Genomic DNA, 25,495 nt, shown 5'->3' with positions numbered 1-25,495 from the left:
CAATGAACGTCTCACGTCATCTTTGCAAAGAGCTTATTCGAGGACTTCAAGCCTGTCGAGTTGCCAGACGCTGCGCGCATAGGCCAGTTCAGTTTGATATTTCGCAGAGGCATCATACGGGTAGACGATCCAGAGTGGCCCCTTTTCCCGCCGAGACATCGGTTTGCCATTCAGTTGATAGGCAATGATCGGGAATTCGGGTTCCAGCAACTCAATCTCGAATTCGGCCAGATAGTCATTTATGGCCCAGGCATCAACAGTGCCGCCAGAGGTCCCCAGACTCTCTAGCAGCACTGCCAACGGTACACCCGTGAACTCGATTATTCCGTCAGTCCAAACGGTCGTGGTCGAAAAGCTGACCGGCGGAAGTGCCCGTAGCATCTCTAAGTCAAACTGAGCCGTGTCCCCCGAGTTGGTCGCGCCTATTTTGCCCGACACGGTCAGTACGACGCTTCCAGTTGGTGAGACCAAAGCGTCTTCCGCCAGAACGGCGGTCGTGAGTGGTAACATGAGGCCGACGATCAGGGCCAGAATTGCCCTTCTCATATTGCGCATTTGCTCGGGTTCCTCATAGGTAACTCCTGAAACATGTCATGTTCACGACGCTATCGGAAATGGGAAAATGGATATAGTCCTATCCGAACGGGTAGTTTTATTTTTGTTTCAAATTATTTTACTTATTGGACAATTATTTGACGAGTTGATGTTAATCTGAACTCTGTCGGACGCGCGCTTTTCTGTGGCTTTCAGCGCACTTACCAAACGATGAGCCAAATTCTGGCGACTTATCCGCTCACAATTTACTAAAACGGGTAGGCGGCGTGAATGAATACAGCCCTTTTCCCCTTGATCACGGGGTGCGCACATGTGCTACTATCGCGCTATAGTAGAGGACGTATTTTGTGAAGATCCTGATTGCCGACGACCACGATTTATTACGTGACACATTAGTGGCGTTCGTTGAAAGCGCCGGGGACATTGAGACGCGTACAGCGCCTGATCTGTCAGAAGCGTTGTCGCAGATTGAGCAGGATGGTCCGTTTGATCTGATTCTACTGGACTACAATATGCCGGGTATGAACGGTCTGGAGGGGTTGCAGAAAACTCTTTTGCAGGAAGGCGCCCCGAACGTTGCATTGCTGTCTGGCGAGGCGAGCCGATCCGTTGCAGAATCGGCGCTGGAGGCGGGCGCCGTTGGCTTTGTGCCAAAAACGTTGTCGGCCAAATCGCTGATTCATGCCATTCGGTTCATGGCGACCGGCGAACAATATGTGCCCGTCGACTTTTTGACAGCCAGTGTTCAGGAAGATGAACATCCCCTGACGCAGGTGCTGACTCAGCGGGAATTACAGGCCTTGCGCGGTTTGTCCGAGGGCAAGTCCAACAAAGAAATTGCACGCGATCTGAAATTGTCAGAGCCAACCGTGAAGCTGCATGTCAAAACGCTGTACCGCAAAATTGGGGCCTCCAATCGCACGCAGGCCGCTTTGATTGCACGCGAGCAGGACGTTTTCTGATCGCCAACTGATCTGCTCGCGTTTCAAATCGTCTGCTTACGCAAAACGTTCGTGTTTTTCCGGTTCACGGGTACAGTGAACAGGAGCGTTAAGAAATTTGAGTCGGGGTGCATTTATGAAAAGAGTTGAAGTTTATGGAGGATTGGTGTTGGTCACCTGCCTCTTAAGTGCGCCGGTTGTGGCGCAAGATGCAGAGCGGATCGAGCCCAAAGCCGTCGAAATTGTGGAAGCTGCCGCCGCCACGCTGGCGGGCAGCGATACCATTGCAGCCAATTGGTTTGTGTCATTTGACGAGGTGATCGACGGACGCGAAATTGTTACGCATACCCGCAGTGGCGAAGTCTTATTGGACCGGGCTCAGGGGTATTACGCGCATGCTGAACAGGAAGAAGGCGCGCGGGCCTATTATTTCGACAACGCGACCATCTCGGTTCATCTGTTAAATCAGGACTCTTATGTGCAGGCGCCTTATGCGGGCACTTTTGATGCCTTGGCGCACCGGATTGCGGAAGAATATGACACGGCGCTGCCCATCTGGCAGCTTTTGGTGACTGACAATGCTGATGAATTGCTGGGGGACGTGACGTCTGCGGCTTACCTGGGGCGCAAAAAAATTGTTGGGCAGGACACGCATCATGTTGCCCTCTCGACCTATGAATATGATCTTCAAATCTGGGTTTCGGATGATCCGGACATGCCAGTTCCGATTATGATGGTGGGGACAAACCCCTATGAACAGGGATGGCCACAGTACCGCGCCTTTTTAAGCGACTGGGATTTTGCACCCGACATCGAAGAAGGGTTTTTTACGTTTGAACCGGACGCGGACATGACGCGACTGGCATGGCCGAAGCACAACTCGGAGAACAATGCAGAAGGGGAGGGGCAGTAATATGAAACGATTGTTTGTCTGGCTGTTGAGCTTTTGTATAGCATTCACCCAAGGCCCGGTTGTTTTCGTCGGGGGCTTTGGCGGGCCAAGCATTGCCCACGCTATGAACCGTGGGCATCAGGGCGCGCGCGGCGGGTTTTCCAGTCGCCCGTCCTCTCGGCCGAGCGGCGCGCGAACGCGGCCTTCTATTCAGCAACCCAAAGCGCGTCCCGCGCAGCGACCGAGCACAAGACCGGCCCCGCGCCCTGCAACACGGCCTTCTGCCCCTGCGGCGCGTCCGAGCCAGCCGGCGTCAAGGCCATCAACGCAACCCGCGCGACCTCCTCAGGCTACGTTGCCGGGCGCCGGAACCCGGCCTGCAACGCGTCCTGCTGGAACCCGCCCACCCGGGGCGCGACCCCCCGGTTCACGTCCACCTGGAGCGCGACCTCCCGGCTCACGTCCACCTGGGGCGCGACCTCCGGGCAACCGACCACCGGGATCACGCCCACCGGGCACCCGTCCGCCTGTTGCGGGACGTCCGGGCACCCGTCCTCCGGGATGGCACCCGCCGGGCCATCGCCCGCCAAATTACCGCCCGCCATATCATCGTCCGCCCTATTACCGACCTCCGCATCACTATTGGGGATCGTATTACTGGGGACCCAGTTGGGGTTGGTTCTTTACAGCCGTCGTGGCGGGATCGACGCTGGTCTATATTGCCAATCTTCCTGAAGATCAGGAGTGTGAGAAGGTTCAGGATGATGGCGAGACGTTGTATCTGTGCGACGGTGTTTTGTATCGCGCCACGTATTATCAGGACAAACAGGTCTATGAGATCGTGTCAGACGCCGAAGAAGAGGCTGAGGCCGAACCGGCAAGCGCAATTGGTCTAGCGCTGACATCTCCGATGACCACGGGCGAGATTGTACGCGACTTGCAGAACCGTCTGGTTGCGCAAGGGTATGATGTCGGCACCATTGATGGCGTGTTTGGCACCGGGACTGAAACGGCCATTCTTTGGTTGCAGTATGACAATGAACTTGAGCAAACCGGCTATGTGGATCGCGACACTGCCAAATTGCTGGGGTTTGACGTTCCTGAAATCGAAGACGACCGCCCGCCAGCGGATGGCGCTGCGCCCGCAGAAGGTGGCGAAGCTGAAGCCGAAGGTGACACCGGCGTAGCAGAGGATGCCCCGGCGGACGCTGCTGCTGAGGATGCCCCGTCGGATGATGCCAAGCCGGAAGATGCTGCGTCTGAGGATGCTGCATCGGACACAGCCCCGGAAGCCTCTGAGGAAAGTCAGGACAACTGATCAGACACCCCGATGCCAAGACCGGCATCGGGGATTTCGCAACAGTTTTAGATAATTATGAGAAAGAGGTCTTGTGACACTGGCCCGCCTGTAGCTTTCGCGCTAACAAAACGATGCCGTGGGGGCGAATTGTTGAGGACTGGTATGCTTGGTCGAATTGCCCTTTGCTTCATGGCGCTTGCCATTTTTTGCACTGACTCCAATGCACAAGAGCGCGGCTTTCTTGGGCATGGCCGTATCTTCGTGAATGACTTTCTGGGCGACGGTTATGACCGGTGGCGCACTGGATCGGCTGGATCAAGCTGGGTCTGGGGACGTGGCTGGGACAACCAGTTGCCGGAACAATTCGGGGATATTCTTGAATTCCGCCTTGGTGGAGAGATCATTTCGCCCAGAAATATCAACTCGTCCGGCGCCGGAGACAGGCCTTTTGCAGGGATCTGGACGTTTGGCGCACATACGCATTTTCAACGTGCCAGAACCGAGTTCAGTCTGGGCGGAGAGGCTGTGGCCATTGGTCCGATGACCGGGCTGGACCAGTTTCAAAAAGCGCTGCACGATCTGTTGGGGCTTCCGGGGCCATCAGATTCGGTTCTGGCGGCACAGCTGCCGAACCAGTGGCATTTGCGTGGTGTCGCAGAAATGGGTCGGGATTTTTCATTGAGCAGCCGCAGCCGGCTGCGCCCGTTTGCCGAAGTGCGCGCGGGGGACGAAACGCTGGTGCGGGCCGGGTTTGACCTGACGTTTGGCAATTTCGGGCAGGGCGAATTGCTGGTGCGCGATTGGGTGACGGGCCATCGCTATCGGGTAGTCGAGAACCAGCAAGCCGGGGTCAGCTTTGTGGTCGGCGGGGATGTGGCAAAGGTGTATGACAGCGTCTATCTGCCGGGGGATCGCGGGTTAGAACCATCTGACACCAGAAGCCGCGCCCGCGCCGGCATTCACTGGCGCAATGACAAGAGCCATGTGTTTTACGGTCTGACCTGGCTAAGCAAGGAGTATGTCGGGCAAAGCGATGGTCAGGTTGTCGGCGCAGTGCGGTTTGATCTGCACTTCTGAGTCCGATTTGCACCGGCGTTAACTTTTTACAAAACAACTCTTTGCAGCCTGATTCGGCCCTGTTAGTCTGATCTCAATAAAAAAAGACTATGGCAGGTTATCAGGCAATGGAAACGGGCTTTCGTGGCACGTTTGTCATCTCCTGGTCGCAAACAGAAGTAGACGGCCTTGTGGCCGCACCAGAGCAAACGCTGGAAACAGGCGTGGTGTGGTCCTGGCATGGGGAAGCTGTCCGCGTGGACGGCCCCGGCGAGCTTTTGCGACTCGATCAGGGGGAAGAAGGGGCAAACATCCGCAAGCGGGCGGCGCGCATGGTGCGTCGGCTGGTTGGGGCGGCGGTCACCAATACCACCAAGGTGGACGAGATAGAAATAGACGAACCTTTGCTGGATGGCGGGTTCATTGTGACAGACGGGACGGGCAGTTACACTGCGACCGTTATCGAAGTGGCGGGCAGCGCGTCGCTTTTGATGTTCCTTGATGAATTACCCCCTAAGAACAAGGTTTTGTGGGTGGTGCACCATTCAATGGAAGCGCTGGAAAGTCGGCGTGTGGCGACCTCGAACGGGGGTGTGATCTGTTTCACCCCGGGCACTATGATCGCCACGCCAGAAGGGCCAAAGCGGATAGATGATCTGCGCGAGGGCGACGGGGTACAGACCAAGGACAATGGCACGCAGGAAATCCAGTGGATCGGCAGTCGTCGCATGACAGGCGCGCGTCTGTTCGCGATGCCCAAGCTGCGACCCATTCGTATCCGACCCGGCGCAATGGGGATCGAGCGGCCTGATCAGGAACTGATCGTGTCGCCCGAGCATAGTATGCTGGTGCGTGGCGCAGTCGCGAGATCGCTGTTTAACGCGCCCGAAGTGTTGGTGCGGGCCAAAGATCTGGTGAACGGCTCCACAATTGCCGTCGACCATGCGCTGCGCGAGGTGACCTATGTGCACCTGCTATTGCCGGGGCATGAGGTGATCTGGGCAAATGGGGTCGAGACCGAGAGCTTCCATCCGGCCAGCGCCGAATTGACCTCGCTTGAGGCAAGAGACCGGGGACGACTGATGGATATGCTGCCCGATCTGGCACGTGATCCGCATCGCTATGGCCCATATGCGCGACGTAATCTGAGCACTTCTGAAGCGGCGATCCTGCAACACGCGGCCTAAAGCTACGTTTCTATAGGAATTGAAAACGCCCCGATCTGCTGGATCGGGGCGTTTTTTGTTTCTGATTTTACAGAATTGCCGTGGTTCGAGGAGATTCAACGGCGTCTCGGAACGTGTTCGCGATGAGAACCAGAATGGCGATTTGTCCGGTGATCACTGCGGGCCAGATCAAGGCAAACTGGGCGTCAAAGTATTTCTGTGGCCCAAACGAGACGGCGGCCAAAACTGCAGCAATCAGAGTGAGAGACCGACCCACAAGCGTTTCCGATGGTCCCATGCACAGAGCCGCAGCCGCAACAGCCAACGCCATCCCCAGAAACGGTGCCAGACCAAACAGCGGCGTCGACAGTGGCGGATGTGGCGGCACCTTTGCGTAGAGCGCTGTGAGCATAATCAATTGCAGGACGATCAGGGTCCAGAGTGCGGCAGCGGGTACGCGTGAATTTGTGAAGGGCATGATGTTCTCCTTGGGTTGAATAAGCGTAACTATCTGTACGGTTGCATATATCCGTAACGATGTGTACGATTTGTGTCAAGCCAGTGAGGACCCGGAAATTATGCGAAGCGAAACACGCGCCGCGCGGCAGGCGCAGATTGAAATTTCGGCCTATGCGTTGTTGGAAGAGAAAGGTTACCTTGGAACATCCATGCTGAGCGTCGCGCGTCACGCCCGATGTTCCAACGAAACGCTCTACAATTGGTACGGCGACAAAGTGGGGTTGTTTCGGGCGATGGTCGCGCGCAACGCTGAGGAGGCCCGCGCGTTTCTGGATGACGCGCTGAACACACAAAGCCACGTATTGGACTCGTTACGTGTTTTTGGACCGGTGTTGCTTGGCATTTTGTTGGGGGAGCGGGCCATCGCACTAAACCGGGCTGCTGCGGCGGATTCCACAGGCGAATTGGCAGATGCGGTGCGCACAGCAGGGCGGGGGACAATCCAGCCCTTGTTGGCGACCCTTTTTGAGGCGGCTCGCCAGCGCGGTGAGTTGGCGTTTGACGATGTCGAGGAAGCGGTTGAACTGTATTTAGGGGTCTTGATCGGGGATATGCAGATACGGTGCGTTGTCGGGCGCTTGCCTCCGCCGGACGCTGCGGATATGGAACGGCGCAGCGCGCGTGCCAGCCATTGCATCGGTGTTTTGCTGGCCCCATGAAGCTGGCGGGCAGACGCAATTGCCGGGCAATGGTGATGTGCGCTTGACTCCCCCAACCACTGTTGTATATGCGCGGCTTCATTGGTGTTGGTGGCCCCCGCAAGGGGTATGCCTGTCATGGGACCCGCAAGGGAAACCCAAGAGGACAACGCCCTTCATAGTCGTCCACAAGGACGTCGACCTAAAGAAGGAGAACAGCCGTGACCAAACGCACGTCTGCCAAGCACAAAATTGATCGCCGGATGGGTGAAAACATCTGGGGTCGTCCAAAATCCCCGGTTAACCGTCGTGACTATGGCCCCGGCCAGCACGGTCAGCGCCGCAAAGGCAAAATGTCTGACTTTGGTACGCAGCTGCGCGCCAAGCAGAAGCTGAAAGGCTATTACGGCGATCTGACCGAAAAACAGTTCCGCCGCATTTATGGCGAAGCCGAGCGTGTAAAAGGCGACACGGGTGAAAACCTGATTGGTCTGCTGGAACGCCGTCTGGACGCGGTTGTCTACCGCGCCAAGTTCGTTGCGACTGTTTTTGCCGCCCGTCAGTTCGTGAACCACGGCCACGTCAAAGTGAACGGTCAGCGCGTGAACATCGCGTCTTACCGCGTCAAAGAAGGCGACGTTATTGAAGTGCGTGACAAGTCAAAGCAACTGGCTGTTCTGCTGGAAGCTGTTCAGCTGCCAGAGCGTGACGTGCCTGATTACATTGACGCGGATCACAGCAAAATGACAGCCACTTTCGTGCGCACTCCCGGTTTTTCGGACGTGCCATACCCAGTGGTCATGGAACCCAACCTAGTGGTTGAATTCTACGCGAAGAACTAATCTTCGCCGTTCCATTAAGGTTTCGAGAAACCCGCCCATCTGGGCGGGTTTCTTGCATTTTGGGTCAGGGTTTGGGTGGGCGTAGCACGGTGCCCGAGACGTATCCGAACGGAAATGCCGTCACATCCAGATTTGTTCGGCTCAAAGATGCCTGCAGGTCACAGCGCAGGCTGTCGGGGTTGTCGCCTTCTTGTGACCATGCATCGGACCGGGCGGTCCCGGACAAAACCATTAATCCGGTTTCACCTGCCTCGACGGCATAGAAGCCGAGGTTCTGGCGGTCGTGAAGGGCGACAATGCTGAGGGGCATCAGTTTTAGGTGGACCTCAAGATCCTGCGGCTCGTCTGACCCGATTGTGGGATGTATGGCCGTAACCCCGATCTGAAACGTGTCTCGGGCAAAGATTGCCGGCGTGTCCATGGTGTTTGTCAGATGCAGGGCGGCGGCGACGTTGGGCCAATCGCCGAAATCACAGGTAAAACTGGCAACGCTCAGTTCCTGGGGTTGGGTACGCGGTTCGGCCATCCACGAGTAGCTGATCAAAGCGCCTATCAATGGCACCAATGCCAGTGGGAAAAGGGCGAAGGCCACCAGCGCCGGGTGCCAACGGCGCCTGAGGGTACATGTGAGTTTTGTGGGCCAGAACAGCAACCGGGCCAGCGGCCAAAAGGCCGGAATGAACAAAAGGGCGGCAGTGAATGTCAGCGCAACGTCAAATGTGGTGACTGGGAACCCGGAGAATATCCAACCACTGGGAATGACGAAAATTTGCTGCAAACCAAAGGGCGCGACCCAGAGTTCGGCGATCCAGACAAAGATATTGCCCAGAACCGCGATGTGAATGGTTGCAAGGGACAGGATCAACGACGTCGTCAGGCTGAACACGGCGCTGTAGGGCGCGGCTGAAAGCCGGTGGCGTTCCAGCTTGGTCAGGGGGCGCAGGCGCAACGGACCTGTGCGCCATTGCCAGACCAGACGCAGCCGTCGGGCAGCGGTCAAGAGGCCGATCATCAGGCTGACCAGCAATGCAAAAACAAAGCTGGCCATGGCGAGGATGTTCATCTCGGCGCCTGGCTTGCCTTTTGAAATCAGCTCGATGATCTGCTTTTCGCCGACATCCCCGAAAAACAGGTACATCAACAGACATACAGAGGACAGGAACAGAAACAGCGCCGGATCAATGCCGGGGGAGGTTTTGCGGGTGCGTGACCGGTTCAGGATCTGTGGGCCAAGCACGGGATGGCGCAGGATCAACAGCAGCGCGCAAAAAAAGCCGCTGACAGTGTCGATCACAAACAGATAGATGTTTTCAAAAAACTTCTTGAGGAAATCCATGGTCCGGCTCGTGTGCGATCAATCAAGGCTGGCAAGAGAAACCTAGCAGGCTATCATGTCAGGCCTAAGCGATTTCTGGTTTTGTGGTTTTTCTGCCTTTTTTGGCGATCAAGTGGCGTCTGTGACGCCGCAATGCGCAAAACACTCTGGCTTTGAATGTATGGCGCGGCTAGAACCCGGAGCTAAGAGGGAGTTTTTGAGAATGTCTGTTATTACCCCGCAGCCCGGAATCATGGATATCGAGCTGTATGTTGGCGGCAAATCTTCGATCGAAGGTAAGTCCGATGTCGTGAAGCTGTCGTCAAACGAAAACCCGTTTGGCAGCTCGGACGTGGTGAAGCAGGTTCATTCCAAGACAGGTCACAATCTGAACCGTTATCCCAACACGGACCACGCAGACCTGCGCGCTGCAATTGGCGATGTGCATGGGCTGGATCCCGAGCGGATCATCTGTGGCGTTGGGTCGGACGAAGTGTTGCAGTTTATCACGCAGGCTTATGCCGGGGTGGGCCACGAGGTGATTTACACCGAACACGGGTTTTCGATGTATCCCATTCTGGCCCGCATGGTTGGTGCCACGCCAGTTGTGGTTGCGGAACGCGAGCGCACGGTGGATGTGGATGCCATTCTGGCGGCGTGTACCGACAAAACCCGGATCGTTTTTATTGCCAACCCGGCCAATCCCACTGGCACCATGATTGGTGGCAACGAAGTGGCGCGACTGGCAGATGGGCTGCCCGAAGGGGCCATTCTGGTGCATGACGGAGCCTATACCGAATATGTCGAAGGCCATGATGGCGGTGCGGCATTGGTCGAGGCGCGTGAAAACGTGATCATGACCCGGACGTTTTCCAAGATTTACGGTCTGGGCGGCATGCGCATTGGCTGGGGTTATGCACCCAAAGAGATCATCGATGTTCTGAACCGGCTGCGTCAGCCATTCAACCTGTCGACCATTCAGTTGGCGTTGGGAGAGGCGGCGGTGCGTGATCAGGCCTGGGTCACGAAATGCCGGACTGAAAATGCGCGGTTGCGGGCGTGGCTCGCAGAAGCTTTGGCCGAGTTGGGCGTGCCGTCGGACACATCGACAGCCAACTTTATTCTGGCGCGCTTTGCCAATCAGGAAGAAGCCGAAGCCTGTGACGCTTATCTCAAGACCCAAGGCATACTTGTGCGTCTGGTGACCGGGTATGGATTGCCCAATTGCCTGCGCATCACCGTGGGTGACGAAGCCGGATGCCGCCGCGTGGCGCATGCGATTGGCCAGTTCAAGGACGGCGCGCGATGAGCGTAGTCTACGATCGGGTTGCCCTGATCGGACTGGGGCTGATTGCATCGTCGATTTTCTGGGCAATCAAACGCTCTGGGCTGGCCAATGAAGTGACCGGTTATGCCCGAACCAAAGACACCCGCGAAACCGCGCGCCGGATTGGATTGTGCGACCGGGTGTGCGACAGCGCAACTGAGGCGGTTGAAGGCGCGGACCTTGTGATATTGTGCGTGCCGGTGGGCGTGATGGGCCGTGTCGCGGCAGAGATCGCGCCGGTTTTGAAACCCGGTGCGACAGTGTCTGACGTAGGGTCGGTTAAGCGGTCGGTGATTGACGCGGTTGCCCCGCATCTGCCTGACGGCGTGCATTTTGTACCTGCGCATCCGCTGGCGGGAACCGAGCATTCCGGGCCGGAAAGCGGCTTTGCAGAGCTTTATGACAATCGTTGGTGCATCATTGTGCCTGCCGACGAAGATACCGACCCGGACGCCGTGGCAAAGCTGCGCAGTTTTTGGGAAGGCATGGGCGCGCATGTCGATGAAATGGACGCGGATCATCATGATCTGGTGCTTGCCGTCACCAGCCACGCGCCACATCTGATTGCCTACACCATGGTGGGCGTGGCGGATGATTTGCGGCGTGTGACCGACAGCGAAGTGATCAAATATTCTGCCGCCGGTTTTCGTGATTTCACGCGGATTGCGGCCAGTGATCCAACCATGTGGCGCGATGTTTTTCTGACCAACAAGGACGCAACGCTGGAAATCCTGGGCCGGTTCACTGAAGAATTGTTTGCGCTGCAACGCGCCATTCGCACCGGCGACGGCGATCACCTTTATGATTATTTCACCCGCACCAGAGCCATTCGGCGGGGCATTATTGAGGCCGGTCAGGACACCGATGCGCCAGACTTTGGCCGGGGTGGTGGGCGTCAGTGAAGATGCGCGCTGTCATATCGACCTGCCTTATTGGTGGATGCCTGATGATGACTGTGGTCGAGGCGGGCGCCCCCAAAACGTCGATACGCCCGGTGACGCGCGAACATGTGTATCCGCCAGCCTTGCCAAGTTTTGCGCCAGATACGTCGCCACGCCCTATGGTGCGCCCGGACCGTGTGGTTGGCAAGGTTGACAAGAAAGCGGCATCTGCCGCGTCTGCAACTGCTGCGGCATCGACAGCAGCCGTTGTTGCGGCCCCTGCGGCAAAGTCCGAAAAAACCGGATTGGGTGGTCTGTTTTCGCGCAAGGGTAAGAAGCCGCCAGAGGGTTTGAGCCGGCTTTGCAAAGAGCGCGACTTGTTTGGCAAAGAAATGTCTTCGGTGAAGGCAAAGTTGCCCGGATGTGGAATCTCAAGCGGTGCCATACGAGTGTATCAAGTGAGCGGTGTTCGCCTGAGTACGCCTGCTATTATGACCTGTGACACAGCGCGTGCGCTGCAATTGTGGATCGACAAAGGCATGGAACCCGCCACCAAAAGCTATGGCGGTGGGGTGGTCGAGCTAAAGGTTGCGGCCCATTATTCCTGTCGGACACGCAATAATCGCAAGGGCGCGAAAATCTCGGAACATGGCAAGGGCAAGGCCATCGACCTGTCAGAATTCCGCCTGAAGAACGGCGAAGCCATTTCCGTGAAGCGCGATTGGAATAACGGAAAAAAAGGCCGTATTCTTAAGAAGATGCACAAAAGCGCCTGTGGTCCGTTTGGCACGGTTCTGGGCCCCAACGCCGATCGCTATCACAAGGATCATTTCCACTTTGACGTGGCGCGCCATCGGGGTGGACCGTACTGCCGGTGATCGCATTCAGCGCAGGCGGATAACCGGCGCAGGGGCGATGGGCACAGGGCCCAAACGGGTGGTGCCGTTTTTGAAATTCAACGGAATATCAAGTTTATTGGCATTGCCTGAGAGCTGGGAACCCAGTTCCAGCGCGCTCTGGACCGTGTCCAGAAGTCCGGGCGCGATATGCCCTGAGGCACGCGCCACGGCGATGATTTCACGCCAGTTTACCGCACGAATGGTCAGGGTGCCTGTCGGATTTCCGTGTGCATCAATCGTGACCTTACCAGCGGCATTCAATTCCAGATCGCCCCATGTGACTTCAGCCTTTGCCAAAGTCAGGGCCGTGGGCTGAGGGCGTGAATCGTCAATGGCGGTCCGATCCCAGGGGCGATCAAACGTGGCAGTCAGGTCAGCATGAAGTGTTTCAAGAGAACGCGGCAATTGCAGGCCAGAGGGCAGCTGGTACGCCACGGGCGGGGTCAGATCCTGAGCGCGCAATGCAAGCCGGTAAGTTGCTGGCGTGTCCGGTTGTGTCTGCACGGCAAGGTCAATGTCCTGTGCCGCCAATTGCCAGTCTGCAGAGCCCTGAAGCGCCAAACCGTCTATCGTCAGGTTGGCCCGGTCCAGCGTCAGGTTGGTGTCCGGACGCAAAACCAGAGACGCCCGCATGTCATCAGTGTGCAATGACAGCTTTTCCAGCGGGGTCGACAGGGATTGGTCATGTGGCCAGACCGCAATCACGTGATTGGGGCGATAGCTGAGCGCGAAGAGCTGAAAGAACGGCGCGGACCATGCCACAGATGTATCAGGGTCCGCCAGAGTGAGGTTGGTGAAGGTTGTGTCAAACCGGTTGGGGAACCCCGCGATGGACAAGTCGTCATATTCCGCAACCCAGCCATCGGCGCGGCGATCCTGAAACCAGAGTTCGAACCCCTTGGAGACGCCCCAATATCCGACGGCCCAGTACCCGGACCATCCCATCGCCAGGAGCACGATCAACGTGAACAGCCGTTTCATCATGTTTGAGCCCTTTCCCCTTGGCGTCGATTGGTGTTTAACCGCGCGCAACGTGAAGGACCAGAGGCGGAATATGTGGGTATTCGGATACGGATCGCTGTTGTGGAATCCGGGGTTTGAGTTTGTAGAGCAGACAATTGCGACTCTGCCGGGGTGGCATCGCAGTTTTTGCATGCGCTCCATTCACCATCGTGGCACGTCTGACCACCCGGGGCTGGTGTTGGCATTAGATGCACAGGACGACGCGCATTGTCAGGGGTTGGCCTTATCTGTCGCACCGGATCAACAAGCCGCAACGCTGGAATACTTGCGTGAACGCGAACTGATCAGCTCGGCCTATCTGGAACGGGTGGTGCCGGTTGCGCTGGCCGATGGCCGTCAGGTCGAGGCGGTGACTTATGTGATTGATCCCGACCACGTCCAGTATTGTCATCTGGATATGGAAGAACAGGCCCGGATTATTTCGACGGCCGTGGGCGGACGCGGACCCAACACGGAATACCTCCATAACACCGCCAGCCATCTGTCCGAACTGGGCATAAAAGATGAAGATCTGGACTGGCTGTCGGCCCGTGTGCGCGAACTGACACCAAATTGACACCCATGCGGCAGCGCAGCGCATAAAACCTTGGCAGCACAGTTTGTTGCCAGTAATGTGACGTCAGATAAAAACAAGTGTCAGGAGCTGTCCACATGGACCAGCCAGACCGCAAAGTCGAGCCGCATTTCTCTCAGCCGACCCGCCAGATTTTGTTCATGGTGGTTGTATTGGGTCTGACTGCCGGGTTGGGGTATCTTGTGATGCCTCAGGTTCGGCCTGTTATCGAGGCCAATCTGTTCCTCAACCTGTTTATCGTGGCCGTGTTTCTGACCGGTGTGATTGCGTGTTTCTGGCAGGTGTTTTCTCTGATCAGTTCGGTGCGTTGGATCGAGCGGTTTGCCGGGCTTCGGGATGGGCATGATTCCTATCAACCGCCTCAGTTGCTGGCGCCTTTGGCGGCGCTGCTGAGAACGCGCGGGGCGCATAGTCAGATCAGTGCAACCAGCACCCGGTCGATTTTGGATTCTGTTGGTACACGCATAGACGAAGGGCGCGAGATCACCCGTTACCTTGTCAACTTGTTGATTTTCTTAGGCCTTTTGGGAACCTTCTACGGGCTGGCCACAACTGTTCCGGCGATGGTGGACACTATCCGCAGTCTTGCGCCGCAAGATGGCGAAGGCGGAGTCGAGGTCTTTTCACGCCTGATGACGGGGTTGCAACGTCAACTGGGCGGCATGGGCACGGCGTTTGCGTCGTCGCTTTTGGGGCTTGCGGGATCGCTGATTGTCGGGTTGCTGGAACTGTTCGCGGGACAAGGTCAAAACCGGTTCTATCGCGAGTTGGAAGAGTGGCTGAGTTCCATTACCCGCGTCGGCTTTTCCAGCGGCGACGGTGAAGGTGTCGAGCAGCACGCCGTGGGCGCCGCATTTGATCACATGGCCCAGCAGATGGAGGCGATGCAACAAAGCTTCTCCACAGCGATGGGCAGCCGCGCAGAAACGGATGAACGGGTCACACAATTGGCCGAAGCAGTTCACCGCATGGCTGACCGGATGGAGACACAAGCCCCGACAACACAGGCGTTGTTGCGCGTGGCCGAAGGTCAGGAACGCCTGATCCATGCGCTGGAAGAACGCGAAGACGGCGAAGAGGGTGGCATCGACGCCGAAAGCCGGATGCGGTTGCGGTCGATTGATGTGCAGATGCTGCGCATTCTGGAAGAGATTTCCGCCGGTCGCCAGGAAAGCATGGCTGAAATTCGCACCGATCTGAACGCGTTGCTGCGCACAATGCGTCAGGTGGCCAAGGCCCAGAGCGAGGGACCAAAACCCGTGGGTCGTTTACGCGCCAAGGAAACGCCCGGTCCCGCCAAAGACGGGCAGGAGGGCTGATCCATGGCCCTGTCGCGGCGTACCGGACAGCGTTTTCAGTCGTCAATCTGGCCCGGCTTTGTCGATGCGATGACCGGCCTGTTGCTGGTTTTGATGTTTGTGCTGACAATTTTCATGATTGTGCAATCGGTGCTGCGCGAAACCATCACGGGACAAGAAACCGAACTGGATTCTCTTGAGGGCGAGATCGCGGCGCTGGCGGACGCGCTGGGGTTGGAACGGTCGCGCACAGCTGATCTGGAAACTGAACTTGGTGGCTTAAGGTCGACTTTAAGCGACACCGAGACCATTGCGCGCGAGCAAGAAGCGTTGATTGCGGCGTTGTCGGCGGAACGCGAGGCGCAGGACGCGGCACTTGCATCTGCGCAGACCCGTATCACCGGATTTGAAGAGCAAGTGGCGGCATTGCTGGCGCAGCGCGAGGAGTCTCTGGGCGCGATTGCCAATCTAGAAACACAGCAAGAGGCACTTTCCGCAGAGCGGGCCGCGCTGATTGATGAGCGTGAGGCGCTGAAATTGGCCTTGGCGCAAGTGCGCGACGAAGTGGACGCTCAGGTCGAGGCGGCCCGATTGGCAGCAGCCCGGCGCGAGGCGCTGGAAGCGCTGATTGACGACATGAACCGCAAGTTGGCGGATGGTGCTGATCGCGAAACCGATCTGAGCACGCGCATTAGCAATCTGGAAAGCCTGTTGATCGACGAAGAGGCGGCACGGTCCGCCGAAGCCGCAGCGGCAGAGGTGGTGCGCGAACGGTTGAAAACTGTGGAAGCCGAGCTGAGCGACGAAGAAGCGGCAAGGCTGGCCGAAGCCGCAGCGGCTGAGGCATTGCGCGAACGGCTGAAAAATGTGGAGGCCGATCTGACCGACGAAGAGGCCGCACGACTGGCCGAAGCCGCGGCGGCAGAAGCCTTGCGCGAACGCCTGAAAACGGCGGATGCCGAGCTGACGGCGATGACGCTGGCGTTGGAGCAAAAGCGCAAAGAGGCCGAAGATACCTTGACGATGTTGGCCGCCGCGCAATCGGCACAGGAAGATCTGGACCTGAAACTGGCTGCCGCTTTGGTGGACGGTCAGGATGTGTCAGAAAACCTGAGCGACGCCATGATCCGACTGGCCGCTGTTGAGGCGGTTCTGGCGGAAAAGGAAAAAGACCTGGCCGCTACGCGCAGCAATCTTGAGGGCGTACTTAGCCGCAGCGAAGATTTGGCGGCGCAACTGGCCCGGGCGGTTCTGGCGCTGGAAATCGCAGAGGCTTCGGCGGGTGACAAGGATGTTGAGCTGGCATCGGTGCGGGCGGAATTGACGGCGGCTTTGCTGGGGCTGGAACAGGGCAGCCAGACCATCGAAGATTTGCAGCAACGACTGGCCAATTCGCAAGCCGCGCTTGAAACGACGCGCGCGACAGCGGGGTCAACGCAAGACCAGTTGCAAACCGACTTGCAGGAACTGGAAGCGCGCCTTTCAGAGGCTTTGGCGGCAAAACTGGCGGCGGAGAGCCGGGCGGACGAGGCCGAGGCGACGGGTTCGGGACTGTCCGACGCGCTGAAATCGCTGGAGGAACGGTTGGCTGCGGCGGTGGCGGAGCAACAAGCCCGTGAAGCTGAAGTTGTGGGCATTCTGGACAACGCTGCTGCGATGCGAGAAAGGCTGGCGACGGCCATCGCTGCGCGGTTGGCCGCAGAGTCTAGGTTGCAGGATTCAAGTGAAGTTGAGCGCCAACTAGCGGCGGCATTGGCGGCTAAACGATTGGCAGAAAGCTCCTCAGAAGACGCATTGACGGCGGCTGAAGAGCGCGAAGCACTGTTGCGTACGGCTAATGAGGCTTTGACGCAAGAAGAGGCGCGGTCGGCTGAAAGCTTGCGTAAAATTGAAGCGCTTAACCAGCAGATCGGCGCGCTGCGGTCGCAATTGTCAGGTCTTCAGGCGTTGTTGGATGACTATCAGGAACGCGATGCAGCGGCGCAGGTACAGCTTGAAACGCTGGGCAGCGATCTGAATGCGGCGTTGGCCCGGGCGGCTGTTGAAGAACGCAAGCGGCGCGAGTTGGAACAGGCCGAACGCGAACGGCTGGAACTGGAAAAACTGGCATTGGAAGCTGAAACTAAGGATTTGGCACAGTACCGGTCAGAGTTTTTCGGACGCTTGCGGCAGGTGTTGGGCACGCAAGAAGGTGTGCGGATTGTTGGTGATCGATTTGTATTTGCCTCGGAAGTTTTGTTTCCCCCGGGTCGGGCAGATCTTTCGACCGCCGGAGAGGGTGAGATATCCAAAGTGGCGTCTATCCTGCAAAGCGTTGCGGATGAAATTCCAGATGAGATCGACTGGATCATTCGGGTAGATGGCCACACCGATGACGTGCCTATCGGCGGCGGTTTATATGCAGACAACTGGGAGCTTAGTCAGGCGCGGGCGCTGTCGGTTGTGCGGTTTATGATCGAAGCCCTGGGCGTTGCCCCGTATCGGCTTTCAGCCAATGGTTTTGGCGAATACCAACCGGTTGATCAGGACGACACCGCAGAGGCGCGTGCGCGCAATCGGCGGATCGAGCTGAAATTTACGGAGCGGTAGCGGGGCTGGTTTAATTGAGAATGACGGTGGTGTTTTTGACTTCCAACGTCTTGCCCTGGCGGGACAAGGTCACGGTTCCCTGATATTGGCCAGCGGTCCAGCCCGTGCCGGGCGTGCGTTTTCCCGTGGCGCGAAAATACCGGGCCTGGCTTTTGTCGATGACAACCGATTGCGTCATGATCTCACCCTGTGGACCACTCAGAACAAAGTCCAGAACATCGCCTTTTTGACTGCCAAAACCATGCGCAAACAACACCAGAGCCTTAGCGTTTACCGGCATCGTTTGGCGGGCAGCCATTCCCGATTTGATGTCGGTGAATGCTGGAATGGCAGGTGCAAAGGCAACTTCGATCAGTCCGCCGGAGACATAGGCGACCGGATCGCTCCACAAATCTTCGCCAGTTGCGTTGCAATCTGATCTGACACCATGCTGAAACGGGTCGCTGACGACATCGTTGTGGCGCAACGACATATGCAGGTGCGGAAATTCGGTACGACCGCTGAGCCCAATAAGGCCAAGGGTGTCACCCGCCTTGACCTGTTGGCCCTGAGCAACCGCAATGCTTCCCTGTTTCATGTGACAGTATTGCGTGACCCAGCCCTGACCATGGTTGATGACGACGCCATTGCCGCATTCGCGCCCTTTGGTCTGCGTGGCGTTTTGTGGGGTAATGGCGCGATCTATCATGCCGTCACGCGTGCCCGTCACAACACCATCTGCGGCGGCTAACACCGCGACGCCGGACAGCATGTCTTTGATCGTGGGCAGGCCGAAATCCGTACCCTTGTGACCGTCATAGCCAAGCAGGCCACAGGTGAAATCGCGAAACCCGGGTCCGGGATCGTGATCAACATAGTTCTGAATAAAGCACGTCTCTCCGAGCGTGCAGTCAACGGGCTGAGACAAAAACGGCGCCCCGGCAGCGTTTGTTGCTGCGAGGGCGCCGGTTAATACAAGCGTAGAAAGGCGCATCAGTCAGCTGTAAGCAATGGTGGCTTGTCGCCGGAAATGCGCGGCTTTTCCGGGCCAGAAAGGTCCAGCACCAGTTCGCCATCTTTGACTTTGACCTTGACCAACCCGCCTTTGGCAAGTTTGCCAAATAACAACTCTTCGGCCAGCGGTTTTTTGATGTATTCCTGAATGGTGCGGCCCAGCGGACGTGCGCCCATCTTGTCGTCATACCCCCGGTCGGCCAACCATTGTGCGGCCTGACGGGTCAGCTCAATGGACACGTTGCGATCCAGAAGTTGTGCTTCAAGCTGCAGGACGAACTTTTCAACCACTTGCAGAATGACGTCTTTGGGTAGCGGCGCAAAGGAAATCACCGCGTCCAGACGGTTGCGGAATTCCGGTGTGAACGTGCGTTCGATGGCGGCCGTGTCTTCGCCTTCGCGCCGATCACGGGCAAAGCCGATTGCAGCCTTGGCCAGTTCCTGAGCTCCGGCGTTGGATGTCATGATCAAAACCACATTGCGGAACGAAACTGTGCGCCCGTTGTGGTCGGTCAGTTCGCCGTGATCCATCACCTGCAACAGAATGTTGTACACATCCGGGTGTGCCTTTTCCATTTCGTCCAGCAGCAAGACACAGTGAGGATGTTGATCAACACCATCCGTCAGCAGGCCACCCTGATCAAAACCGACATAGCCCGGAGGCGCACCAATCAGGCGCGACACAGCGTGCTTCTCCATATATTCGGACATGTCAAAGCGCAGCAGTTCCACACCCAGCGTATCTGCCAGCTGTTTTGCGACCTCGGTCTTGCCGACCCCGGTGGGCCCGGCAAACAGATAGTTGCCGATGGGCTTTTCCGGTTCCCGCAACCCGGCACGCGCCAGCTTGATCGCCGAGGACAATGCCTCAATCGCTTTGTCCTGACCAAACACAACGCGTTTGAGCGATTTCTCGAGATCCTTGAGCACCTCGGCATCGTTCTTGGACACGCTTTTGGGCGGGATCCGCGCGATTTTGGCGATAACGGCCTCGATTTCTTTCACGCCGATGGTTTTGCGCCGTTTTGAGGCCGCGACCAGATGTTGCGCTGCGCCGGCTTCGTCAATCACATCGATGGCTTTGTCCGGCAGTTTTCGGTCGTTTATATAGCGCGCCGAAAGTTCGACAGCGGTCTTCACCGCATCGGCGGTGTATTTTACCGAATGATGCTCTTCGAAATACTCTTTGAGACCCTTCAGAATTTTGATGGTGTCTTCAACGGTGGGTTCGTTGATGTCGATTTTCTGAAAGCGGCGTGACAGCGCGCGGTCTTTTTCGAAATGCTGACGGAACTCTTTATAAGTGGTCGAGCCCATGGTGCGCAATTTGCCACCCTGAAGTGCGGGTTTGAGCAAGTTGGACGCATCCATAGCGCCGCCAGAGGTCGCACCGGCCCCAATCACAGTATGGATTTCATCGATGAACAACACCGCATCCGGGTGATTTTCCAGCTCGGTCACAACCGCCTTGAGCCGTTCCTCAAAGTCACCGCGATAGCGGGTGCCGGCCAATAGCGCCCCCATATCCAGCGAATAGATCGTGGTGTGTGCCAGAACCTCAGGCGTTTCGCCCTGAATGATCTTGCGGGCAAGCCCTTCGGCGATGGCGGTTTTGCCAACGCCGGGATCGCCCACTAACAGCGGGTTGTTTTTACGACGGCGGCACAGCACCTGAATGCAACGCTCTACCTCCTGATCCCGACCGATCAGCGGATCAACGTCGCCCTCGGACGCCTTGGTGTTGAGGTCAACGCAGTATTTGGCAAGCGCGCTTTCTTTCTTTTCGCTTTCTACATGGACGCTGGATTGCTCTTCCTGTTCTTCCGGGGCGCCGGATACCGGGCGCGACTCTCCGAATGCCGGATCTTTGGCAACGCCATGCGCGATGTAATTGACCGCGTCATAACGGGTCATGTCCTGTTCCTGCAGGAAATAGGCCGCGTTGGATTCGCGTTCAGCAAAGATCGCCACCAGCACATTGGCACCGGTCACTTCGGTTCGGCCGGAAGATTGTACATGGATCGCGGCGCGCTGGATCACCCGCTGGAACGCCGCAGTTGGCACAGCTTCGGACCCTTCGATGTCAGTCACAAGGTTGGACAGGTCATCGTCGATGAACTCGACCAGCGTGCTGCGCAATTCGTCGACCTTAACGCTGCAGGCCTGAAGCACCCGCAATGCATCTGGTTCGTCCAGCAGCGATAACAACAGGTGTTCCAGCGTCGCAAATTCATGTCGCCGCTGATTTGCCTGTGCCAAAGCCGCATGAATGGCTTGCTCTAGTGTATTTGAGAATGAAGGCACTGCTCTGGTGCTCCTTCTGGTTCTGGGATGCGGAGGGCCAAGGCCCCATTCACATCATTGGCCTCATACTATTAAAGTTTGGTCGATCTGCAGCGGTCTTCAAGGACTTTCTGCATTTTTATGCTCACATTTTTTGTGATTTGACCGTGAGACATGCGGAATCTTGGATTTTGGCATGGTCTGCCTTTGGGGGTTCCCGTAAAAGTTGTGGCTGTGTTGTTCATTTTGAGTGTCCGCCCGACACACATTGCGTGTTGATCGCTTTGACCAGAATAGCGGATCGGACGATAAGGGCGATCAGAAATTGTCTTTGAGACGACGAATTTCCGCAAAAATAGCCCCCGGATCCGCGCCCGGCATACCAATGGTCTTTTGCACCACAGGATCATGTCCACGCAGAAACGGGTTTGTCGCCAGTTCCTCGGCAAGAGTTGAGGGAACGGTGGGCAGCCCTTTGGCGCGCGCTGCTGCAACGGCGGCAACCCGCGCCTGCAATGCCGGGTTTTCCGGATCGACTGTCACCGCAAAATTACCGTTGGCGGTGGTGTATTCATGGCCCGAACAAACGGTGGTCTCAGAGGGCAAGGCGGCAAGTTTGCACAGACTGTCCCACATCATTTCGGGCGGACCCTCAAAAAGGCGACCACATCCAAGCGCCATCAGGCTGTCGGCAGTAAAGACAGCGCCGGTGTCAGGGAAGTAAAAGGCGATATGCCCAACGGTGTGGCCCGAGACATCAATCACCTGAGCTTGTTCGCCGCCAACGGTCACTGTGTCGCCTTCGGAAACGGCAGTGTTCAGGGCGGGCAGGCGGGCAGAGTCCGCGGCAGCGCCCACAACCTGAGCGGGGTGCACGGCGAGGATGTCGGCCAACCCGTCGACGTGATCCCAGTGGTGATGGGTCAAAAGCACATGTGACAGTGTCCAGCCTTGCCCAGCAAGCGCCTCAAGAATTGGCCCGGTTTCGGGGGCATCGACGAGCGCAGTATCACCGGATTCGGCGTCATGAATGAGGTAGGCGTAGTTGTCAGACAGGCACGGAATCGTAAGGATGTCATGGGGCATGGAAATTCGCCTTATCATTGCTATGTTGTAGCCAGCTTTGCCGATCACGGGACCGGGCGCAATGCATCTTGATGTACAGGATCTTCGGAATTTTTATTATCGCAGCACGTTGGGGCGCGCGGCGCAAAAGGCTGTGCGCGACGAAATGTTGGAATTGTGGCCGGACGCGACCGGGCAGACCGTTGTCGGGTTTGGCTTTGCGGTGCCTTTGCTGCGACCCTTTCTGGCGGACGCGCGCCGAGTGATCGGTTTGATGCCGGGTCCTCAGGGTGTGATGCCCTGGCCTGCTGGTATGAAAAACGTTTCGGCTTTGTGCGAAGAAACATTGTGGCCGCTGGAAACCGGGCATGTGGATCGGCTGGTGATGATGCACGGGCTGGAGACCAGCGAACGTCCGTCGGATGTTTTGGTTGAGGCGCATCGGGTCCTAGGGCCGGGGGGCAGGGCGCTGTTTGTGGTGCCACATCGGTCGGGGCTTTGGTCGCGAAGTGATAAGACACCGTTTGGCTATGGGCGACCCTATTCGACCGGGCAGCTGGAAACTCAACTGCGTCAGCACGGGTTCATGCCGGAACGCCACCGCACAACGCTGTTTCAGCCTCCGTCGCACAAGCGGTTCTGGCGAAAGACCGGGCCGTTCTGGGAAAGCATGGGCAAGACCGTGTCGCCGGTCTTGTCGGGGGGGGTATTGATGGTCGAGGCCAGCAAACGTGTACACGCCTCAACCGGGCCCGGTTTGCGTGAGGTGGTGAAAAAACCGTTGAGTGTGTTAGCGCCCAAACCGGAAACCGCGCCGGTGTAAATGCCGGGTAAAATAGCCGCCATAAATACGGATGTTATAGCGCTAACAATGCCACAAATTAAGCGCTCGCAGGACAATGGATTTGCGACCGCTTTGCCAAAATTCCGTCCGACGCTTTGAACGCGATCAAGTGCGGGTTCCGGGTCGGGAATCGCCAAAAAGGGGGAATTCAGAGTCATTTTTTTGACGCCGCGTCATAGGCAAAGGGTCGCACCTGCACTAAGAGCCTAAAAATAAGGGGTTTTGACCATTTGGTGAATATACCAAACTATGTTGCTAGGTGCGCGAGGCTCTGTTACACCCGCCACGGATTTGACTGCTCTGTCTCGGACAGGGCCACGTAACGCCCCAGAGTACTGCATGTAATTATGTGCTGCGATCGGGGCCAGAAAGCGGAAGGGTGGACGTGTCCGAACCAGCTTCGATCTCCTCCGGCATCGCCGAGCGCTATGCCACTGCGGTCTTTGAGATCGCACAAGAGAACAAGTCGCTTGCCAAAATGGAAAGCGGTCTTGATGACCTGAGCGCCGCATTGGCCGACAGCGCAGACCTGCGCGACCTTATCAATTCGCCGCTGATCAGCCGCGAAGAGCAAGGCAAGGCCATTGCCGCAGTTGCCAAGAAAATGTCGTTGATTCCCGTGCTGAGCAATGTGCTGAGCCTGATGGCGCAAAAACGTCGTTTGTTCGTGCTGCCACAACTGATCGATCAGTTGCGCGCAATGATTGCAGAAGACAAAGGCGAAGTGACCGCCGACGTCGTGACTGCAAAGGCACTGACAAAAACCCAAAGCGAAAAGCTGGCCAAAACTCTGGCCGCGCGCGTAGGCAAAACTGTTAAAATCAATGCGACCGTCGACGATACTCTCGTAGGCGGTCTTGTCGTTAAGGTGGGCTCGAAGATGATCGACACGTCGATCCGCTCCAAGCTCTCTTCCCTCCAGAATGCAATGAAAGAGGTCGGATAATGGGTATCCAAGCAGCCGAAATTTCTGCGATCCTTAAGGACCAGATCAAAAACTTTGGCCAAGAAGCCGAAGTGGCCGAGGTTGGCCGTGTGCTTTCCGTCGGTGACGGGATTGCACGCGTTTACGGTCTGGACAATGTTCAGGCCGGTGAAATGGTGGAATTCCCCGGTGGTATTCAGGGCATGGCCCTGAACCTGGAAACAGACAACGTTGGTGTTGTTATTTTCGGGTCTGACCGGGACATTAAAGAAGGTGATACAGTTAAGCGCACCAACTCGATCGTGGACGTGCCGGTTGGCAATGGTCTGCTGGGTCGTGTTGTTGACGGTCTGGGTAACCCGATTGACGGCAAAGGTCCGATTGACTCGACAGAGCGCGGTGTTGCTGACGTTAAAGCGCCAGGCATTATTCCACGTAAATCGGTTCACGAACCTATGGCAACCGGCCTGAAATCGGTTGACGCGATGATCCCGATTGGCCGTGGCCAGCGCGAGCTGATCATTGGTGACCGTCAGACTGGTAAAACAGCCGTGGCTCTGGATGCGATCCTGAACCAGCAGTCCTACAACGAAGCCGCTGGCGACGACGAAGGCAAAAAGCTGTACTGTGTGTACGTTGCGATCGGTCAAAAGCGTTCGACTGTTGCACAGCTGGTTAAGAAACTGGAAGAGTCCGGCGCCATCGAATATTCGATCGTTGTTGCTGCGACCGCTTCTGAGCCTGCCCCAATGCAGTTCCTGGCACCTTATGCCGCGACCGCGATGGCAGAATTCTTCCGTGACAACGGCCGGCACGCTCTGATCATCTATGATGATTTGTCCAAGCAGGCTGTTTCCTATCGTCAGATGTCGCTGCTTCTGCGTCGCCCACCCGGACGTGAAGCTTATCCTGGCGACGTTTTCTATCTTCACTCACGCCTTCTGGAACGTTCGGCCAAGCTGAACGAAGATTACGGTGCAGGTTCGCTGACTGCGTTGCCCGTGATTGAAACCCAGGGTGGTGACGTTTCCGCGTTTATTCCAACCAACGTGATTTCGATCACCGACGGTCAGATCTTCCTAGAAACAGAATTGTTCTACCAAGGCATCCGTCCTGCTGTGAACACCGGTCTGTCGGTTTCGCGGGTTGGCTCTTCGGCTCAGACGTCTGCAATGTCGTCGGTTGCTGGTCCGGTGAAACTGTCGCTGGCTCAGTATCGCGAGATGGCTGCGTTTGCTCAGTTTGGGTCTGACCTTGACGCCGCCACTCAGCAGTTGCTGAACCGGGGTGCGCGTTTGACCGAGCTTATGAAGCAGGCGCAGTATTCGCCGCTGACCAACTCGGAGATCGTCTGTGTCATTTTTGCTGGCGTGAACGGCTACCTCGACAAGATCGAAGTGTCTGACGTTGGTCGTTTTGAAACAGGTCTGCTTCAGCACCTGCGTGGCAAGCACGCTGACCTGCTTCAGTGGATCACTGACGAAGACCCCAAAATCAAAGGCGACGCCGCCGATAAAGTGAAAGCAGCACTCGACGAATACGCCGCTGATTTCGCGTAAGGGGCCTGACA

At 57.1% G+C, this 25,495-nt stretch carries 23 protein-coding genes; 16 read left to right on the top strand and 7 right to left on the bottom strand.

Features of this window, described 5'->3' with window-relative positions; translation table 11 throughout:
- Positions 1–33 precede the first annotated feature (33 nt).
- Entirely contained in the window at positions 34–555 is a 522-nt protein-coding gene (locus tag ABJI08_RS19380; RefSeq protein ID WP_348403502.1) for an oxidoreductase, read from the bottom strand.
- Between the two features lie 347 nt (positions 556–902).
- Here ABJI08_RS19380 and ABJI08_RS19375 point away from each other — a divergent pair, with 347 nt between their 5' ends.
- The 5 genes from ABJI08_RS19375 (at position 903) to ABJI08_RS19355 (ending at position 5,931) form a co-directional block, all read left to right on the top strand.
- Positions 903–1,517, top strand: a complete 615-nt coding sequence (locus ABJI08_RS19375) for a response regulator transcription factor (RefSeq protein WP_348403501.1) — start codon at positions 903–905, stop codon at positions 1,515–1,517.
- Positions 1,518–1,632: 115 nt separating this feature from the next.
- A complete protein-coding gene (locus ABJI08_RS19370) occupies positions 1,633–2,409 on the top strand; it encodes a DUF2092 domain-containing protein (RefSeq protein WP_348403500.1) in 777 nt (258 codons plus the stop codon).
- 673 nt (positions 2,410–3,082) lie between these two features.
- Positions 3,083–3,706 (top strand): peptidoglycan-binding domain-containing protein, encoded by a 624-nt coding sequence (locus ABJI08_RS19365; protein WP_348403499.1) that lies wholly within the window; start codon positions 3,083–3,085, stop codon positions 3,704–3,706.
- A gap of 171 nt (positions 3,707–3,877) precedes the next feature.
- Positions 3,878–4,765, top strand: a complete 888-nt coding sequence (locus ABJI08_RS19360) for a lipid A-modifier LpxR family protein (protein ID WP_348403498.1) — start codon at positions 3,878–3,880, stop codon at positions 4,763–4,765.
- 107 nt (positions 4,766–4,872) lie between these two features.
- Positions 4,873–5,931, top strand: coding sequence for a Hint domain-containing protein (locus ABJI08_RS19355; protein ID WP_348403497.1), 1,059 nt, complete (start codon positions 4,873–4,875; stop codon positions 5,929–5,931).
- Positions 5,932–5,998: 67 nt separating this feature from the next.
- On the opposite strand, the gene ABJI08_RS19350 is transcribed toward ABJI08_RS19355, so the two are convergent.
- Positions 5,999–6,388 (bottom strand): hypothetical protein, encoded by a 390-nt coding sequence (locus tag ABJI08_RS19350; RefSeq protein ID WP_348403496.1) that lies wholly within the window; start codon positions 6,386–6,388, stop codon positions 5,999–6,001.
- A 100-nt stretch (positions 6,389–6,488) separates the two neighbouring features.
- Between ABJI08_RS19350 and ABJI08_RS19345 the strand changes: the two genes are divergently transcribed.
- Positions 6,489–7,088: a TetR/AcrR family transcriptional regulator gene (locus tag ABJI08_RS19345; RefSeq protein WP_348403495.1), complete on the top strand. Its 600-nt coding sequence runs from the start codon at positions 6,489–6,491 to the stop codon at positions 7,086–7,088.
- 200 nt (positions 7,089–7,288) lie between these two features.
- Positions 7,289–7,909 carry a 30S ribosomal protein S4 gene (rpsD, locus tag ABJI08_RS19340; RefSeq protein WP_348403494.1) on the top strand — a complete coding sequence of 207 codons (621 nt, stop codon included), beginning with the start codon at positions 7,289–7,291 and terminating at the stop codon, positions 7,907–7,909.
- A 64-nt stretch (positions 7,910–7,973) separates the two neighbouring features.
- Here rpsD and ABJI08_RS19335 read toward each other — a convergent pair whose 3' ends face one another.
- On the bottom strand, positions 7,974–9,245 hold the full coding sequence (locus ABJI08_RS19335) for a hypothetical protein (RefSeq protein ID WP_348403493.1): 1,272 nt from the start codon (positions 9,243–9,245) through the stop codon (positions 7,974–7,976).
- A gap of 202 nt (positions 9,246–9,447) precedes the next feature.
- On the opposite strand from ABJI08_RS19335, the gene hisC reads away from it, so the two are divergent.
- Genes hisC through ABJI08_RS19320 form a run of 3 tightly spaced genes read left to right on the top strand, consistent with a single transcriptional unit; the run spans position 9,448 to position 12,310 of the window.
- On the top strand, positions 9,448–10,533 hold the full coding sequence (gene hisC / locus ABJI08_RS19330) for a histidinol-phosphate transaminase (RefSeq protein WP_348403492.1): 1,086 nt from the start codon (positions 9,448–9,450) through the stop codon (positions 10,531–10,533).
- Positions 10,530–11,453, top strand: a complete 924-nt coding sequence (locus ABJI08_RS19325; RefSeq protein WP_348403491.1) for a prephenate/arogenate dehydrogenase family protein — start codon at positions 10,530–10,532, stop codon at positions 11,451–11,453. The genes hisC and ABJI08_RS19325 overlap by 4 nt, the downstream gene beginning before the upstream one ends.
- A gap of 2 nt (positions 11,454–11,455) precedes the next feature.
- Complete coding sequence (locus tag ABJI08_RS19320; protein ID WP_348403490.1) at positions 11,456–12,310, top strand: extensin family protein; 855 nt, start codon at positions 11,456–11,458, stop codon at positions 12,308–12,310.
- Between the two features lie 6 nt (positions 12,311–12,316).
- Here ABJI08_RS19320 and ABJI08_RS19315 read toward each other — a convergent pair whose 3' ends face one another.
- On the bottom strand, positions 12,317–13,315 hold the full coding sequence (locus tag ABJI08_RS19315) for a DUF2125 domain-containing protein (protein WP_348403489.1): 999 nt from the start codon (positions 13,313–13,315) through the stop codon (positions 12,317–12,319).
- Positions 13,316–13,385: 70 nt separating this feature from the next.
- Between ABJI08_RS19315 and ABJI08_RS19310 the strand changes: the two genes are divergently transcribed.
- The 3 genes from ABJI08_RS19310 to ABJI08_RS19300 all read left to right on the top strand — a co-directional run bounded on the left by ABJI08_RS19310 (position 13,386) and on the right by ABJI08_RS19300 (position 17,815).
- On the top strand, positions 13,386–13,910 hold the full coding sequence (locus ABJI08_RS19310; RefSeq protein WP_348403488.1) for a gamma-glutamylcyclotransferase: 525 nt from the start codon (positions 13,386–13,388) through the stop codon (positions 13,908–13,910).
- Between the two features lie 95 nt (positions 13,911–14,005).
- A complete protein-coding gene (locus ABJI08_RS19305; protein ID WP_348403487.1) occupies positions 14,006–15,247 on the top strand; it encodes a biopolymer transporter ExbB in 1,242 nt (413 codons plus the stop codon).
- 3 nt (positions 15,248–15,250) lie between these two features.
- On the top strand, positions 15,251–17,815 hold the full coding sequence (locus ABJI08_RS19300) for a peptidoglycan -binding protein (protein ID WP_348403486.1): 2,565 nt from the start codon (positions 15,251–15,253) through the stop codon (positions 17,813–17,815).
- A 10-nt stretch (positions 17,816–17,825) separates the two neighbouring features.
- Here the strand turns inward: ABJI08_RS19300 and ABJI08_RS19295 are convergent, their stop codons facing one another.
- From ABJI08_RS19295 to gloB, 3 genes are all read right to left on the bottom strand, one after another.
- A complete protein-coding gene (locus ABJI08_RS19295) occupies positions 17,826–18,788 on the bottom strand; it encodes a M23 family metallopeptidase (RefSeq protein WP_348403485.1) in 963 nt (320 codons plus the stop codon).
- Complete coding sequence (clpA, locus tag ABJI08_RS19290) at positions 18,788–21,112, bottom strand: ATP-dependent Clp protease ATP-binding subunit ClpA (protein ID WP_348403484.1); 2,325 nt, start codon at positions 21,110–21,112, stop codon at positions 18,788–18,790. Before clpA ends, ABJI08_RS19295 begins: the two co-directional genes overlap by 1 nt.
- A gap of 297 nt (positions 21,113–21,409) precedes the next feature.
- Positions 21,410–22,177 carry a hydroxyacylglutathione hydrolase gene (gene gloB / locus ABJI08_RS19285; RefSeq protein WP_348403483.1) on the bottom strand — a complete coding sequence of 256 codons (768 nt, stop codon included), beginning with the start codon at positions 22,175–22,177 and terminating at the stop codon, positions 21,410–21,412.
- A gap of 61 nt (positions 22,178–22,238) precedes the next feature.
- Between gloB and ABJI08_RS19280 the strand changes: the two genes are divergently transcribed.
- The 3 genes from ABJI08_RS19280 to atpA all read left to right on the top strand — a co-directional run bounded on the left by ABJI08_RS19280 (position 22,239) and on the right by atpA (position 25,484).
- On the top strand, positions 22,239–22,979 hold the full coding sequence (locus ABJI08_RS19280) for a class I SAM-dependent methyltransferase (protein WP_348403482.1): 741 nt from the start codon (positions 22,239–22,241) through the stop codon (positions 22,977–22,979).
- Between the two features lie 406 nt (positions 22,980–23,385).
- Positions 23,386–23,946 carry a F0F1 ATP synthase subunit delta gene (locus tag ABJI08_RS19275; RefSeq protein ID WP_348403481.1) on the top strand — a complete coding sequence of 187 codons (561 nt, stop codon included), beginning with the start codon at positions 23,386–23,388 and terminating at the stop codon, positions 23,944–23,946.
- Positions 23,946–25,484, top strand: a complete 1,539-nt coding sequence (gene atpA, locus ABJI08_RS19270) for a F0F1 ATP synthase subunit alpha (RefSeq protein ID WP_348403480.1) — start codon at positions 23,946–23,948, stop codon at positions 25,482–25,484. Before ABJI08_RS19275 ends, atpA begins: the two co-directional genes overlap by 1 nt.
- Positions 25,485–25,495: the final 11 nt, after the last annotated feature.

Source organism: Shimia sp., assembly GCF_039969785.1.
GTDB lineage: Bacteria > Pseudomonadota > Alphaproteobacteria > Rhodobacterales > Rhodobacteraceae > Shimia.
Note: the sequence above shows the minus strand (reverse complement) of the source record. Positions and strands in the feature narration are given on the sequence as shown.

Bases quoted from the DNA above. Each gene is read 5' to 3' on its own strand.
- ABJI08_RS19280 (WP_348403482.1), top strand. From the start codon at position 22,239: ATGCATCTTGATGTACAGGATCTTCGGAATTTTTATTATCGCAGCACG.
- gloB (WP_348403483.1), bottom strand. From the start codon at position 22,177: ATGCCCCATGACATCCTTACGATTCCGTGCCTGTCTGACAACTACGCC.
- ABJI08_RS19360 (WP_348403498.1), top strand. From the start codon at position 3,878: ATGGCGCTTGCCATTTTTTGCACTGACTCCAATGCACAAGAGCGCGGC.
- ABJI08_RS19345 (WP_348403495.1), top strand. From the start codon at position 6,489: ATGCGAAGCGAAACACGCGCCGCGCGGCAGGCGCAGATTGAAATTTCG.
- ABJI08_RS19350 (WP_348403496.1), bottom strand. From the start codon at position 6,388: ATGCCCTTCACAAATTCACGCGTACCCGCTGCCGCACTCTGGACCCTG.
- ABJI08_RS19325 (WP_348403491.1), top strand. From the start codon at position 10,530: ATGAGCGTAGTCTACGATCGGGTTGCCCTGATCGGACTGGGGCTGATT.
- ABJI08_RS19380 (WP_348403502.1), bottom strand. From the start codon at position 555: ATGCGCAATATGAGAAGGGCAATTCTGGCCCTGATCGTCGGCCTCATG.
- ABJI08_RS19300 (WP_348403486.1), top strand. From the start codon at position 15,251: ATGGCCCTGTCGCGGCGTACCGGACAGCGTTTTCAGTCGTCAATCTGG.
- hisC (WP_348403492.1), top strand. From the start codon at position 9,448: ATGTCTGTTATTACCCCGCAGCCCGGAATCATGGATATCGAGCTGTAT.
- ABJI08_RS19335 (WP_348403493.1), bottom strand. From the start codon at position 9,245: ATGGATTTCCTCAAGAAGTTTTTTGAAAACATCTATCTGTTTGTGATC.
- ABJI08_RS19320 (WP_348403490.1), top strand. From the start codon at position 11,456: ATGCGCGCTGTCATATCGACCTGCCTTATTGGTGGATGCCTGATGATG.
- ABJI08_RS19295 (WP_348403485.1), bottom strand. From the start codon at position 18,788: ATGCGCCTTTCTACGCTTGTATTAACCGGCGCCCTCGCAGCAACAAAC.
- ABJI08_RS19370 (WP_348403500.1), top strand. From the start codon at position 1,633: ATGAAAAGAGTTGAAGTTTATGGAGGATTGGTGTTGGTCACCTGCCTC.
- ABJI08_RS19310 (WP_348403488.1), top strand. From the start codon at position 13,386: ATGTGGGTATTCGGATACGGATCGCTGTTGTGGAATCCGGGGTTTGAG.
- ABJI08_RS19355 (WP_348403497.1), top strand. From the start codon at position 4,873: ATGGAAACGGGCTTTCGTGGCACGTTTGTCATCTCCTGGTCGCAAACA.
- ABJI08_RS19315 (WP_348403489.1), bottom strand. From the start codon at position 13,315: ATGATGAAACGGCTGTTCACGTTGATCGTGCTCCTGGCGATGGGATGG.
- atpA (WP_348403480.1), top strand. From the start codon at position 23,946: ATGGGTATCCAAGCAGCCGAAATTTCTGCGATCCTTAAGGACCAGATC.
- ABJI08_RS19305 (WP_348403487.1), top strand. From the start codon at position 14,006: ATGGACCAGCCAGACCGCAAAGTCGAGCCGCATTTCTCTCAGCCGACC.